13 protein-coding genes are annotated in these 14057 nt (G+C 67.6%); 7 read left to right on the forward strand and 6 right to left on the reverse strand.

Annotated features, from left to right (window positions below; all coding sequences use genetic code 11):
* Window positions 1-8: 8 nt before the first annotated feature.
* Window positions 9-1439, reverse strand: a complete 1431-nt coding sequence (locus VGV58_RS07005; RefSeq protein ID WP_326873252.1) for a cytochrome ubiquinol oxidase subunit I — start codon at window positions 1437-1439, stop codon at window positions 9-11.
* A 140-nt stretch (window positions 1440-1579) separates the two neighbouring features.
* Window positions 1580-2380, reverse strand: coding sequence for a uracil-DNA glycosylase (locus VGV58_RS07010; RefSeq protein WP_326873253.1), 801 nt, complete (start codon window positions 2378-2380; stop codon window positions 1580-1582).
* Window positions 2381-2558: 178 nt separating this feature from the next.
* Between VGV58_RS07010 and VGV58_RS07015 the strand changes: the two genes are divergently transcribed.
* The 3 genes from VGV58_RS07015 (at window position 2559) to VGV58_RS07025 (ending at window position 7348) form a co-directional block, all read left to right on the forward strand.
* Window positions 2559-4238, forward strand: coding sequence for an electron transfer flavoprotein-ubiquinone oxidoreductase (locus VGV58_RS07015; RefSeq protein WP_326873254.1), 1680 nt, complete (start codon window positions 2559-2561; stop codon window positions 4236-4238).
* A gap of 452 nt (window positions 4239-4690) precedes the next feature.
* The gene (locus VGV58_RS07020) at window positions 4691-6460 is read left to right on the forward strand and encodes a tetratricopeptide repeat protein (protein WP_414643891.1); all 1770 of its coding nucleotides are present in this window, start codon (window positions 4691-4693) and stop codon (window positions 6458-6460) included.
* A 3-nt stretch (window positions 6461-6463) separates the two neighbouring features.
* Window positions 6464-7348 (forward strand): 4-(cytidine 5'-diphospho)-2-C-methyl-D-erythritol kinase, encoded by an 885-nt coding sequence (locus tag VGV58_RS07025; RefSeq protein WP_326873256.1) that lies wholly within the window; start codon window positions 6464-6466, stop codon window positions 7346-7348.
* An 8-nt stretch (window positions 7349-7356) separates the two neighbouring features.
* Here the strand turns inward: VGV58_RS07025 and VGV58_RS07030 are convergent, their stop codons facing one another.
* Window positions 7357-8373 (reverse strand): polyprenyl synthetase family protein, encoded by a 1017-nt coding sequence (locus VGV58_RS07030; protein WP_414643892.1) that lies wholly within the window; start codon window positions 8371-8373, stop codon window positions 7357-7359.
* Between the two features lie 185 nt (window positions 8374-8558).
* Between VGV58_RS07030 and VGV58_RS07035 the strand changes: the two genes are divergently transcribed.
* Complete coding sequence (locus VGV58_RS07035; protein WP_326873257.1) at window positions 8559-8789, forward strand: putative signal transducing protein; 231 nt, start codon at window positions 8559-8561, stop codon at window positions 8787-8789.
* The gene (locus VGV58_RS07040) at window positions 8776-9546 is read left to right on the forward strand and encodes a tRNA1(Val) (adenine(37)-N6)-methyltransferase (RefSeq protein ID WP_326873258.1); all 771 of its coding nucleotides are present in this window, start codon (window positions 8776-8778) and stop codon (window positions 9544-9546) included. The genes VGV58_RS07035 and VGV58_RS07040 overlap by 14 nt, the downstream gene beginning before the upstream one ends.
* 9 nt (window positions 9547-9555) lie before the next feature.
* Here VGV58_RS07040 and VGV58_RS07045 read toward each other — a convergent pair whose 3' ends face one another.
* The 3 genes from VGV58_RS07045 to VGV58_RS07055 form a co-directional block, all read right to left on the reverse strand.
* Complete coding sequence (locus VGV58_RS07045) at window positions 9556-9909, reverse strand: hypothetical protein (RefSeq protein ID WP_326873259.1); 354 nt, start codon at window positions 9907-9909, stop codon at window positions 9556-9558.
* Between the two features lie 134 nt (window positions 9910-10043).
* Window positions 10044-10352, reverse strand: a complete 309-nt coding sequence (locus VGV58_RS07050; RefSeq protein WP_326873260.1) for a hypothetical protein — start codon at window positions 10350-10352, stop codon at window positions 10044-10046.
* A gap of 121 nt (window positions 10353-10473) precedes the next feature.
* Entirely contained in the window at window positions 10474-10749 is a 276-nt protein-coding gene (locus VGV58_RS07055) for a hypothetical protein (protein ID WP_326873261.1), read from the reverse strand.
* A 229-nt stretch (window positions 10750-10978) separates the two neighbouring features.
* Between VGV58_RS07055 and VGV58_RS07060 the strand changes: the two genes are divergently transcribed.
* Together VGV58_RS07060 and glyS are read left to right on the forward strand one after the other, a co-directional pair.
* Window positions 10979-11896, forward strand: a complete 918-nt coding sequence (locus VGV58_RS07060; RefSeq protein WP_326873585.1) for a glycine--tRNA ligase subunit alpha — start codon at window positions 10979-10981, stop codon at window positions 11894-11896.
* On the forward strand, window positions 11896-14034 hold the full coding sequence (gene glyS, locus VGV58_RS07065) for a glycine--tRNA ligase subunit beta (protein WP_326873262.1): 2139 nt from the start codon (window positions 11896-11898) through the stop codon (window positions 14032-14034). The genes VGV58_RS07060 and glyS overlap by 1 nt, the downstream gene beginning before the upstream one ends.
* The last annotated feature ends 23 nt before the right edge of the window (window positions 14035-14057 follow it).

Here is a 14057-nt window from a genome sequence, read left to right on the forward strand (position 1 = left end):
GGGTCTCCTCAGCTTGCCGGCTGGATCTTGTCGTCGCCGGGATGGCCGTCGCCGAAGATGGCGGAGGCCGGCGCCTGCACCGCCTTGAGCGGCCGCTTCGACGGCTGTTCGGGCGGGTCCTCATGGCTGATCTCGTCCGGCCCCTTGGCGACCAGGCGGTTGATCAGCGTGATGCCGGCGGCGAAGACGACGCAGTAGACGAAGACGAACAGCGCCAGCGAGATCGCGACCTCCGCGGTGGTGATCGGCGAGACCGCATCCTTCGAGCGCAGGATGCCGGTGGCGAGCCAGGGCTGGCGCCCGACCTCGGTGACGAACCAGCCAGCGAGAATCGCGACGAAGCCGGCGGGCCAGGTGTACTGGGCGATCCAGAGCCATCCTTTCGACTCGAAGATGCGGCCGCGCCACCAGAGCCAGGCCCCGACCCAACCGAAGACGATCATCAGCGTGCCGAGGCCGACCATCAGCCGGAAGCCGAAGAACGGGATGAGGACCGGCGGGCGATCCCGCACGGCGAAGTCCTTCAGGCTCGGGAACAACGCATCCATGCTGCCATGGGTGAGCAGGCTGGCGACGCCGGGGATCGCGATCTCGAAGCGGTTGAGCTCGGCCTTCTCGTCCGGCCAGGCGAACAGGACCAGTGCGCCGGGCTTGGAGGAATCCCAGTGCGCCTCGATCGCGGCGAGCTTGGCTGGCTGGTAGATCGCCGTCTGCTTGCCGTGGAAGTCGCCGATGACAGCCTGCAACGGGGCGGTCAGCGCGATCATCAGGATCGCCATGCGCACCATCGTCCTGGCCGATTCGGTGCGGTGCCCGGCGAGAAGGTGGCGCGCACCGGTCGCCAGCACGACGAAGGCGGTGGTGAGATAGGCCGCCGTCATCATATGCGCGTAGCGCAGCGGGAAGGTCGGGTTGAAGACGATCTTCAACCAGTCGACGGGATAGGCGATGCCGTCGCGGACCTCATGCCCGGCCGGGTACTGCATCCAGCTATTGGCCGAGAGGATCCAGAAGCCGGAGAGCGCGGTGCCGCCGGCGACGATCACCGCCGAGAGGAAGTGCAGCCAGGGCGGCACCCGCTTCCAGCCGAACAGCAGCACACCGAGGAAGGATGCTTCGAGGAAGAAGGCGCTGAGCACTTCGTAGCCGATCAGCGGGCCGACGACATTGCCGGTCACGGCCGAGAAGCGGCTCCAGTTGGTGCCGATCTGATAGGACAGCACGATGCCGGAGACGACGCCCATCGCGAAGGAAACGGCGAAGATCTTGGTCCAGAACCGCGCGAGCAGATGGAACTTCTGGTCGCCGGTCTTCAGCCAGAGGCCGAGCAGCGTTGCGATATAGGCAGAGAGCCCGATCGTGAAGGCCGGGAAGACGATGTGGAAGGAGATCGTGAACGCGAACTGGATGCGTGACAGCAGAAAGGCGTCGATTTCCATCGCATCGCTCCGGCGTGCCGGCCACGAAGCTCATGGCCGAATGACCCTGCTGGTTGCAGCGTCTACTTTGCACTCGGAATAATCAAGGCGATGCGACTGGGCAGCCGGTGTCGATGCCGCAGTGGCATCGCGCCGCTGCGTCAATGCGCGGCGAGGGCGGCCTTGAGCGCGCGCAGGTCGCGCCAGGCCAGGCGCTTCTGCAAGGGCTGGCGCAGGAGATAGGCCGGGTGCAGCGTCGCGATAGCCCGGATCATCCGCCTGCCGGTGTCGTATTCCATCCAGCGCCCGCGCGAGGCCAGGATGCCGGTGACGCCGAGCAGCGCCTGTGCCGAAGGGGCGCCGATGCAGACCAGGATGTCGGGGTCGACCAGTTCGATCTGGCGCTGGATGAAGGGCAGGCAGATCGCGACCTCCTGCGGCGTCGGCGTGCGGTTGCCGGGCGGCCGCCAGGGCACGGTGTTGGCGATGTAGACATGGTCCTGACGGGTGAGGCCGATCGCGCCGAGCATCCGGTCGAGCAATTGCCCCGAACGCCCGACGAAGGGCAGGCCGGCGCGGTCCTCATCGGCGCCGGGTGCCTCGCCGACGACCATGACTTTCCCGGCCGGATTGCCGTCGGCGAAGACGAGGTTCTTCGCGGTCGCCTTCAGCGGGCAGCCCTCGAAGCCGGCAAGTGCTGTCTTGAGCTCATCCAGCGTCGTCGCCTCGCGCGCCAGCGCGCGGGCCGACAGCGCCGCCTCGTCGGGCGGGGTCGCGGCTGCCACCGCCGTTGGGCGCCTCGCCGCTGGCTGCGCAGCGGCGACGGGGCGTGCGACAGGCTGTCGCGCCGGCTCGGGTGCGGCTGCGAAATGGTCGTGCGGTGTCTCGTCGAGCGCCTCGGTCACGCCCATTTCGGCGTACCAGGCGATCAATTCGGCTGCGGAGACGGCGTCGAGCGACATGAGCCGGAGAATAGAGCGGCGTTCGGAACGAAGCGAGCCCCTTCGCTGTTGCAAAATGAACGGGAGCCCCGGATAGAGGAATTCCAATCAGCCCAGCGGCAGCGCTTGGCGGGTTGATCAAGATAGTTCATATATAAACTATCTAACGAGACATAGCCGACGCGGGGTGGAGGGCAGCATGGACCTGAAGGAAGCGCAGAGCACGCCGCGCGAGAGCATGGACTATGACGTCGTCATCGTCGGTGCCGGTCCCGCCGGGCTTTCCGCCGCGATCCGGCTGAAGCAGCTCGACGAAGCCATCTCGGTCGTCGTGGTCGAGAAGGGTTCCGAGGTCGGCGCGCATATTCTCTCCGGCGCGGTCATCGATCCGATCGGTCTCGACAGGCTTCTGCCCGACTGGCGCGAGGACGAGGCCCGCCCGCTGCATACACAGGTGAGCGAGGACGTCTTCTATTTCCTCGGCCCGGCCGGCGGGGCGCGCCTGCCCAACTTCGCCATGCCGAAGCTGATGAACAATCACGGCAACTTCGTCGGCTCGCTCGGCCTTGTCGCAAAATACCTTGCGGCGCGGGCCGAGGCGCTCGGCGTCGAGATCTACCCGGGCTTCGCCGCCGCCGAACTGCTCTATAACGAAGATGGCTCGGTTGCCGGCATCGCCACCGGCGACATGGGCATCGCCAAGGACGGCACCGTCTCCGACCGCTTCACCCGCGGCATGGAGCTGCGCGGCCGCTACACGCTTCTGGGTGAGGGCGCTCGCGGCTCGCTCTCCAAGATCGCGATCAGGCGCTTTGCCCTGGATGAAGGCCGCGAGCCGCAGAAATACGGCATCGGCCTCAAGGAGATCTGGCAGGTCAAGCCGGAGAAGTTCAGGAAGGGGCTGGTCCAGCACTCCTTCGGCTGGCCGCTCGACATGTCGACCGGCGGCGGCTCCTTCCTCTACCATTTCGACGACAACCTGGTCTCGGTCGGCTTCGTCGTCCACCTCAACTATACGAACCCGACGCTCTCGCCCTTCGACGAGTTCCAGCGCTTCAAGACCCATCCGATGATCCGCGACGTCTTCGAGGGCGCCAAGCGCCTCTCCTACGGCTCGCGCGCCATCACCGAGGGCGGCTGGCAGTCGGTGCCGAAGCTGACTTTCCCGGGCGGAGCGCTGATCGGCTGCTCGGCCGGTTTCGTCAACGTGCCGCGCATCAAGGGCAGCCACAACGCCATCCTGTCAGGCATGCTGGCGGCCGAGCATCTCGTGCCGGCGCTCGCGGCCGGCCGCTCCCATGACATGGTCGATGGCATCGAGGAGAGCTGGCGCGCTTCCGAGATCGGCCGCGACTTGAAGCTGGTGCGCAACGTCAAGCCGCTCTGGTCGAAGCTCGGCACGATCGGCGGCGTCATGCTCGGCGGCATCGACATGTGGCTGAACCAGCTCTTCGGCTGGTCGCCCTTCGGCACGCTGAAGCACGGCAAGCCCGACCATGCGACGCTGAAGCCGATCGGCATGGTCAAGCCGATCGTCTATCCCAGGCCCGACGGCAAGATCTCGTTCGACAAGCTCTCCTCGGTCTTCCTCTCGGCGACCAATCATGAGGAGGATCAGCCGGCGCATCTGAAGCTGACCGACCCGAACGTGCCGGTGCTGCAGAACCTGCCGATCTATGGCGAGCCGGCGCGGCTCTATTGCCCGGCCGGCGTCTACGAGGTGGTCTATGCCGATCCGGAGAAGCAGTCGCTGCCGCGCTTCGTGATCAACGCGCAGAACTGCGTGCACTGCAAGACCTGCGACATCAAGGACCCCGCCCAGAACATCACCTGGACGGTGCCGGAAGGGGCGGGCGGCCCGAATTACTCGAACATGTGACAGTGTTTGGTAGCAACGGCGAATAATAAAGGCCGCGCCGATCTGTCCGGCGCGGCCTTTGTCTTGGTGCCGGATAAGGCGACGAATCAGCCCTTGCGGACGATCGGAGCAGGCTTCTCTGGCTCCTTGGTGGCGCAACCACCGGCAATGCCGGCGAGCGTCAGGACCGCAGCGAGGGCGAGTGAGACCTTCTTCATTTGAAGTGTCCTAAACGAATCGTCGCGAATATCCGCGACGGTTGGATTCTATGCCGATTTGCTTTGCGGAAAGCTAATGTTTCAACGGCTTCCGGGACCGCGGATCGGCTTTTCACGTCAGCGTGACGCCGCAGGCGCTGTGGCGATGCTGCACTTGTCGGCAGGCCCGGAAACGGCCATGTTGGCGGCCTAATCGTTCAGGTCACGGTCCCGTCCACGGACCAGTCCCCGGCGGCCGGGGCGGACCGAGGGAGAATGTCGAACGTGACGTTTCAGATCAACGGCCGTAGCGCCGCTTTAGCGCTGGCATTTGTCGCAGGTTTGCATGTCGGCATGCCGGCGCTCGCGCAGGCGCGGCCGGTCGAGAAGTTCGAGCCGGCCGAGAGCCTCGAAGGCAATTACCTGGCGGCCGTCGTGGCTGGCTCGGCCCGTGATCTTGGCGCTGCCTCGATCTATCTGCGCGAGGCGATTCGGAACGATCCGCAGAACAGCGAGCTGCTCGAGCGCGGCTTTGTCGCCTTCCTCGCCGACGGCGCGATGAACGAGACCTTCCGCGCCGCCGAGAAGCTGATCCAGCGCGACGCTACCAACGGCCTCGCCCAGCTCGCGCTTGGCGTGCGTGCGCTGAAGCAGAAGAACTATGGCGCCGCCCGCGCCCAGCTGCAACGCGGCGGTCGCGGCCGCTCGGCCGACATTACCGCGACCCTGCTTGCCGCCTGGGCTTACTCGGGCTCGGGCGAGACGAACCGCGCCATCGACACCCTGGAGCGTCTCAAGGGCGAATCGACCTTCGATCGCTTCCGCGATTTCCATGCCGGCCTGATCCTCGACATCGCCGGACGCCGCAACGAGGCGAATCGCCGGCTCAAGGCGGCCTATGACGCCGAGAAGACCAATCTGCGCCTCGTCGACCTCTGGGCGCGTCAGCAGGCGCGCGCCGGCGACAGCGAGGCGGCGCTGGCGACGCTGAACGATTTCGAGCGGAGCGTCCGCCCGAACCATCCGGTGGTGCGTGACGCCATCGCCAAGATCGGCAGCAAGGAGCCGCTGCAGCGCATCGTCGGCAACACCCAGCAGGGCGCCGCCGAAGTGCTCTACGGCCTCGCCAGCGCGGGCATTCTTCAGGGCGACGAGGCGACCGCGCTGCTCTACCTGCGCTTCGCCGTCTATCTCGATCCCGGCCACGACCTCGCCGTGCTGACGCTGGCCGACATTCTGGAACGGGCCAAGCAGACCGAAGACGCGGTGCAGGTCTATCGGCGCATGCCGGAGAACTCGCCGCTGCGCCCGGTCGCCGACATCCAGATCGGGCTCGGCCTTGAGCAGCTCGGCAAGACCGACGAGGCGACCAAGCATCTCGAAAGCATCATTACGGCTCGCCCCGACGATATCGAGGCGATCTCCGCGCTCGGCAACATCTACCGTTCGCGCAAGCGCTTCGACGAGGCGGCCGCGACCTATGACAAGGCGGTCGCCAAGCTCGGCACGCCGAGCCGCGCCAACTGGGACATCTTCTATTCGCGCGGCATCGCCTATGAGCGCATCAAGAAATGGCCGCAGGCCGAGGCCGATCTGCGCAAGTCGCTGGAGCTGATGCCGGAGGCGCTCGGCCGCGAGCGCGCTCTGGTCCTCAACTATCTCGGCTATTCGCTGGTCGACCAGAACCTCAAGCTCGAAGAGGCGCTCGGCATGCTGCGCCGGGCCGTGGAGCTTCGGCCGCGCGACGGCTACATCATCGACTCGCTCGGCTGGGCGCATTACCGGCTCGGCCGCTATGAAGAGGCGGTGACCGAGCTGGAGAAGGCGATGGAGCTGCGTCCCTCGGACCCGGTGATCAACGACCATCTCGGTGACGTCTACTGGAAGACCGGGCGCTATCTCGAGGCGCGCTACCAGTGGAACTATGCCCGCGACCTCGGGCCGGAGCCGGAGGACCTGACCCGGATCCTGCGCAAGATCGACAAGGGCCTCGAGGATCCCGCGCCCTCGGCCAATGCGGCCGAGCCGAAGAAGGATGGCGGCTGATCCTTGTTTGCCAGATCGGCGACCCGCGCCCCGGCCAAGGTCAACCTCTCCTTACGCGTCCTCGGCCGCCGCGCCGATGGCTATCATGAACTCGACAGCCTCGTCGCCTTTGCCGGAGTCGGCGACGAGCTGAGCCTGGCCCCGGGCGAAGCCGGAGAGCTGCAAATCTCCGGCCCGTTCTCGGCCGGGCTGTCGACGGGCGCCGATAATCTCGTCCTCAAGGCCGAGCGCGTGTTCCGCGAGGAGATCGCCGGGCTGCGCTCCGGCCGCTTCCATCTCGTCAAGCGCTTGCCGGTTGCCTCGGGCATCGGCGGCGGCTCGGCCGATGCTGCTGCGGCACTGCGCCTGCTGGCGCGAATCAACGGCCTGCCGCTTTCACACCCGGCATTGCTCGCTGCCGCCGGCCGGATCGGCGCCGATGTCCCGGTCTGCCTCGAACCGCGCGCCCGCGTGATGCGCGGCATCGGCGAGCGGCTCGGCCCGGTGCTGCGGCTGCCGCAGTTGTTCGCGCTGCTGGTCAATCCGGGGGAGGCTGTCGAGACGGCGCCGGTGTTTCGTGCGCTCGGCCTTCAGGCAGGGCAGGGGCATGCGAGCGGCGTGCAGGCTTTCAGCGCGGAAGAGCCTTTGCCGGAGACAGCGGCGGCGCTGGTCGCCGCCCTGGCTCTTACCGGCAACGATCTCGAAGCGCCGGCTCGTGCGGTAGCTCCGGTGATCGGGGAGGTGCTGTCGGCGCTATCGGCCTTGCCCGGCTGCCGGCTGGCACGGATGTCCGGCTCGGGCGCGACCTGCTTCGCCTTGTTCGACGACTGTCGCGCCAGCGTCGCGGCGGCAAGGCGGCTTTCGCGTCAGCAGCCCGGCTGGTGGATGAAGCCGACCGTGTTGCGGTGACTCTTGCCTCAGTGCGCCCGCGCCACGCAGAAGTCGACGGCGTCGTTGAGCGCCTGCTTCATCGGCGATGACGGGAAGAGGCCGAGCGCGTCCTTCGCCATCTTGGCGTAGTGGCGGGCACGCTCGATCGTGTCGGCCAAGGCGCCGTGCTTGCGCATCAGCGCCTGCGCCTCGGCGAGATCGCCCTCGCGCACCTCGCCCTCCTGCAGGGTCCGGCGCCAGAAGGCACGCTCCTCCTCGTTGCCGCGGCGGAAGGAGAGCACCACCGGCAGCGTGATCTTGCCCTCGCGGAAGTCGTCGCCGACATTCTTGCCGAGCTGGCCGGCGGAGCCGCCATAGTCGAGCGCGTCGTCGACGAGCTGGAAGGCGATGCCGAGATTGAGCCCGTAGCTGCGGCAGGCGGCGGCTTCGCCCTTGGACGAGCTGGCGATCACCGGCCCGACCTCGCAGGCCGCGGCGAAGAGCTCGGCGGTCTTGCCGCGGATCACGGCGAGGTACTCGTCCTCGGTCGTCTCGGTGTTCTTGGCGGCGGCGAGCTGCATCACCTCACCCTCGGCGATGACGGCCGCTGCCGTCGAGAGGATGTCGAGCGCGCGCAGCGAGCCGACCTCGACCATCATCTTGAAGGCCTGGCCGAGCAGGAAGTCGCCGACCAGCACGCTGGCCTCATTACCCCAGAGCATGCGGGCGGCCGCCTTGCCGCGGCGCATGTCGCTCTCGTCGACGACGTCGTCGTGCAGCAGCGTCGCCGTGTGCATGAACTCGACGCTGGCCGCGAGCTTGACATGGCCCTCGCCGCGATAGCCGCAGAGCGCCGCTGTCGCCAGCGTCAGCATCGGCCGCAGGCGCTTGCCGCCGGAGGAGATCAGATGGTTCGCGACTTCCGGGATCATCGTGACCTCGGAGCCGGTGCGCGACAGGATCATCGCATTGACGCGCTCCATGTCGGCGCGCGTCAGCCCGACCAGTGGCTCGATGCCGCCCTGGCTGGTGTCCTTGTCTTCGAAAGCTACGACGACGCCCACGCGCAAACTCCGGCCTCATTCTCGCGCATCCGCGCGCCCATGCCCTTGCCACAAACGTCGCATGCGTGGCCAGCCCCGGCAATCCTTTCGCGACGCAGCAGTTTGACGCTGCACTGCGAGCCTGCCGGTCCCCGCCGGCGATCTTTGCGCTTGCGCAAGGCCGGCCTGGCGGGCTCCATGAGCGCATGCACGAACTGGTTCGCTCCAATGATCTCGTCCTGCTCGGCGCCATCGAGGCGTTGCTGGCCTCGGCCAATCTCGATTGCCTGATCGCCGACCAGCACATCAGCTCGCTCGAAGGCATGATCGGTGCCTTTCCGCGGCGCCTGCTGGTGCGCGAGCAGGACAGCAAGCGCGCCCGCGCCTTGCTGGTCGAGGCCGGCTATGGCGGCGAACTGCGCCATGAACAACGCTGAGGCCCCCGGTCTCGGTGAGATCGGCGAGGATCGGCTGCTCGGCGGGCGCCTGCGCCTGCTGCAGCCGGTGAAAGGTCATCGCGCCGGCTCCGACGCGATCCTGCTGGCAGCGGCGATTCCCGAGCTCGGCAACGGGCCGCTCGCCGATTTCGGCGCCGGAGTCGGTACGATCGGGCTCGCCGTCGCGCTGCGCCAGTCGGCGCTGGAGGTCGTTCTGGTCGAGCGCGATCCGGAACTCGCGACCCTCGCGGCCCGCAATGCCGGGCTCAACGGCCTCGAAGCGCGCGTGCGCGCGGTGGTCGGGATGATCGGTGAGCGCAGTGGCGATCTTGCTCGCGGAGGATTGGCGGCGGCATCCATGGCCTGGGTCGCAATGAACCCACCTTTTTTTGAAGCTGGAGAGGTGCGCGCCTCGCCCGTGGCCAATCGCCGTGCGGCGCATGTCGCCGGACAATCCCTGGACGACTGGCTGAAGACGGCGCGCCATGCGCTGAAGCCGGGCGGTGGTGTCAGTATCATCCACCGCGCCGAGGCATTGGGGGCGATCCTCGCTGGGCTGGAGACGGGCTTCGGCGCGATCGAGATCCGTCCTGTCTATAGTCAGGCGGAGCGGGCAGCGATCCGGGTGATCGTCTCGGCCCGTCTCGGCAGCAAAAAGCCGGCAGCGCTGCTGCCGGCTCTGATTCTCAACGGTGCGGATGGACGCTTCACCGCTTTCAGCGAAGCACTCCATCGCGGCGAGGCTGTGCTCGCCTAGAGCCGTGCCTCAGCGGCAGATGCGACGCTCGCGCACCACCCAGCCCCAGCCATCCCAATAGCGGACTGGCCGGCTATAGCAGCGCGGGCCGTAATAACCGCCGCCCCAGCCGTAGCGTGGCCCGCCATAGCCATAGCGAGGTCCGCCATAGCCGTAGCGAGGGCGTCCATAGTAGCCGCCACCGCCCCAGCCTGGATTGCTGTAGCGCGGCGCGTAGGGATGGCGGCTGCCGCCACCGGGATAGCCGTAGCCGCCGCTCAGCGCCTGCGCCTCGGCCGGGGTCGCGGTGATCGCGCCCATGCCGAGGCCGGCCACGCCGAGCGCGGCAGCGGCGGAAAGTCCAAGAACGAGTTTGCGAAGCATGGTTACCTCCTTCGCTGATATCCTCGGCCTGTGCCGAGGCAATCGGGCGTCATCGTGGCGGCCAGCTTGCGGTCGCGGGGCTGAACGGAGCGTGGCCGCGCCGTTCAGCCTCTCTTCATCAGCTCAGGCGCCCGTCAGCGGCAGACGCGCGTCGAACGGATCACCCAGCGCCGGCCGTTCCAGACGCGCTGGTCGACGATGCGGCAGCGCGATCCGTAATGCGGGCGGCCATGGCCGTATCCCGGGCGGACGTGCGGACCGCCGCCCCAGCCGGGATTGCTGTAGCGCGGCGCCGACGGATGCCGGCTGCCGCTGCCGGGATAGCCGTAGCCGCCGCTCAGGGCCTGGGCGTCGGCGGGGGCCGCCGTGATGGCGCTCATGCCGAGCGAGGCAACGCCGAGGGCAGCAGCGGCCGAGAGGCCGAGGAAAAGCTTGCGGAACATGTCGTATCCTTCTTCATCAACGGTGCCGGCCTGTGCCGTGGCGATCGGGCGTCATTATGGCTGCCGGCTGGCCTCGGAGCCTGACGGAGCGTGCCGCCAGGCCCTTCGAGGTGGGGCTGCGTCAGCGGCAGACACGGACCGGGCGGATCACCCAGCGCCAGCCGTTCCAGACACGGCGATCGACGAAATAGCAGCGCGGGCGATAGACCGGGCGGCCATAGTAACGGCGCGGGCCATAATGGGGCCGGCCGTAATACTGGACCTGCTCGATCTGGCCGGTGGCGGCCGGGACGCTGCCTGCCGCGATCGGCGCGGCATTGGCCGGGGCAATGGCGAGGCCGGTGAAGAGGAGGGCGCCGGCACCGAACAGGGCGGCGGCAATACGATTCGACAGCATCTTGTACTCCTGCTTGTCGCGTCGGCCCGGCTCAAGTGCTCGCCCCGAGCACCGCGGTCCGTTCGATAGGGCGACAATAGCCGCCTCTATATGAACGCGATGCTTGCCGAAGGGTTCATGCATCGTTCATGGCCCGACGCTTGACCATGAGCACTGCCAGCCCCTAATCACGCCGCACGTTTTCTGGCAGTTTAAAAGGCTGATGCCCTTGGCCGCGTCCTCCGATCCCATGAACCCGACCCGCTCCTTCCAGGGGTTGCTGCTGACCTTGCAGCGCTTCTGGGCCGAGCGCGGCTGCGTCATCCTCCAGCCCTACGACATGGAGGTCGGCGCCGGCACCTTTCATCCGGCGACGACCCTGCGTGCGCTGGGGCCCAAGCCCTGGAAGGCGGCCTATGTCCAGCCTTCGCGCCGGCCCAAGGACGGCCGCTATGGCGAGAACCCGAACCGGCTGCAGCATTATTACCAGTTCCAGGTGATCCTGAAGCCGTCGCCGCCGGATCTGCAGCAGCTCTATCTCGACTCGCTCAAGGCGATCGGCGTCGACCTGGCCCTGCACGATGTCCGCTTCGTCGAGGACGACTGGGAGAGCCCGACGCTCGGCGCCTGGGGCCTTGGCTGGGAATGCTGGTGCGACGGCATGGAGGTCAGCCAGTTCACCTATTTCCAGCAGGTCGCCGGCGTCGAATGCGCGCCCGTGGCAGGCGAGCTCACCTATGGGCTCGAGCGCCTCGCCATGTATGTCCAAGGCGTCGAGAACGTCTACGACCTCAACTTCAATGGCCTCGAAGGCGAGGATCGCATTTCCTATGGCGACGTCTTCCTGCAGGCCGAGCAGGAGTTCTCGCGGCATAATTTCGAGCACGCCAATACGCAGACGCTCTTTCGCCATTTCGACGACGCCGAGGCCGAGTGCAAGGCGCTGCTTGCGGCTGGCGAGGCCGATGCCGCCAGCAATGATCCTAGCCACAAGCTTGCCCTGCCGGCCTATGACCAGTGCATCAAGGCGAGCCATGTCTTCAACCTGCTCGATGCGCGCGGCGTGATCTCGGTCACCGAGCGCCAGAGCTACATCCTGCGGGTGCGCGAGCTCGCCAAGGCCTGCGGCGCCGCCTGGCTGAAGACCGCCGGCGGGGGAGCGAACTGATGCCTGATCTCCTGCTCGAACTCTTCTCGGAAGAGATTCCCGCCCGCATGCAGCGCAAGGCGGCGGAGGACCTGAAGAAGCTCGTCACCGATGCGCTGGTCGAACGCGGCCTGACCTATGAGGGCGCCAAGGCCTTTGCCACGCCGCGCCGCCTTGCGCTCACCATTGCCGGCCTGCCGGTGCGCGGCCGCGATGTCCGCGAGGAGCGCAAGGGGCCGCGCGTCGGCGCGCCCGATGCGGCCGTGCAAGGCTTCCTCAAGGCTGCCGGGCTGACTTCGCTCGACCAGGCGACCATCGTCAGCGATCCCAAGAAGGGCGATTCCTACATCGCAGTGATCGAGAAGCCCGGCCAGGAGACGGTTGCGGCCATCGCCGAGATCGTGCCGGCCGTCATCCGCGCCTTCCCCTGGCCGAAATCGATGCGCTGGGGCAAGGCTTCCGCCGAGAGCGGCTCGCTGCGCTGGGTCCGCCCGCTGCACTCGATCCTCTGCACCTTCGGCGCCGAGACCGAGGACCCGGAGGTCGTGCCCTTCGAGGTCGACGGCATCAAGTCGGGCAACGTCACCTATGGCCATCGCTTCCATGCGCCTGGCCCGATCACGGTGAAGCGCTTCGACGATTACGTCCCCAGCCTGGAGCGGGCCAAGGTCGTGCTCGACGCCGATCGCCGCAAGGAGATCATTCTGGCCGACGCCAGGAATCTTGCCTTCGCTGCTGGGCTGGAGCTGGTCGAGGACGAGGGGTTGCTCGAGGAGGTCGCCGGCCTCGTCGAATGGCCGGTCGTGCTGATGGGCGATTTCGAGGAGCGCTTCCTCGACATCCCCGGCGAGGCGATCCGCGCCACCATCCGCGCCAACCAGAAATGCTTCGTCCTGCGCGACCCCGCGACGGGCGAGCTCGCCAACCGCTTCATCCCGGTCTCGAACCTGATGGCGAGCGATGGCGGCCTGGCGATCACCGCCGGCAATGGCCGCGTGGTGCGGGCGCGCCTCTCCGACGCAGCTTACTTCTGGCAGACCGATCGCAGCCCGCTGCCCGATCTCGATACGTTTGAGGACAGTGCCAAGAAGCTTGGGCTCGACCTCGCCAAGCCGCTCGACCAGCGCATGGCCAAGCTCGACAGGCTCGGCGTCGTCTTCCACGCCAAGCTCGGCACGCAAGGCGAGCGCGTCCAGCGCATCGCCGCGCTGGCGAAGGAGCTGGCGCCGATCGTCGGCGCCGATCCGGCTCTGGCCGAGCGCGCCGCCAGCCTCGCCAAGGCCGACCTGCCGACCGAGATGGTCGGCGAGTTCCCTGAGCTGCAGGGGCTGATGGGCCGCAAATACGCGGAGTTGCAGGGTGAGAACCCGAGCGTCGCCGCCGCGATCGAGGAGCATTACAAGCCGCTCGGCCCCTCCGACCGCGTCCCGGCCGATCCGGTCTCGGTGGCGGTGGCGCTCGCCGACAAGCTCGACACGCTGGTCGGCTTCTGGGCGATCGACGAGAAGCCGACCGGCAGCAAGGACCCCTACGCGCTGCGCCGTGCGGCGCTGGGCGTGATCCGACTGGTGGTCGAGAACGGGGTGCGGCTGGGGCTCTCCAGGCTCGCGAAGGACAGCGACCTCCTTTCCTTCTTCCACGACCGCCTGAAGGTCATGCTGCGCGACCAGGGCGCGCGGCATGATCTGGTCGATGCGGTGCTGGGCGAGGGCGCGTCCGCCAATGACGACCTCCTGCTGATCACCCGCCGCGTCGCCGCGCTCGGCCGCTTCCTCGACACCGAGGACGGCAAGAACCTGCTCGCCGGCTATCGCCGCGCCGCCAACATCCTCAAGGCCGAGGAGAAGAAGGACGGCGAGGGCGCTTTCGCCGGCAAGGCCGATCTCCAGCTCATCGCCGATGCCGGGCTGATCGAGGAGAAGGCGCTCGCGGTCGCACTCGCCCAGGCAACGCCAAAGGCGGAGGCCGCCATCACCGCCGAGGACTATGAGGGCGCGATGGCAGCGCTCGCCGAGCTCCGGCCGGCGGTCGACGCCTTCTTCGACAAGGTCACGGTCAACGATCCCGATCCCGCCCTGCGCGCCAATCGGCTCAAGCTGCTCAACCAGTTGCGCGAGGCGACGCGCGCGGTGGCGGATTTCGGGCGGATCGCGGGCTGACGCTCGACGCAGAACCCCTCTCT

Source organism: Allobosea sp., from assembly GCF_035944895.1.
GTDB lineage: Bacteria > Pseudomonadota > Alphaproteobacteria > Rhizobiales > Beijerinckiaceae > Allobosea.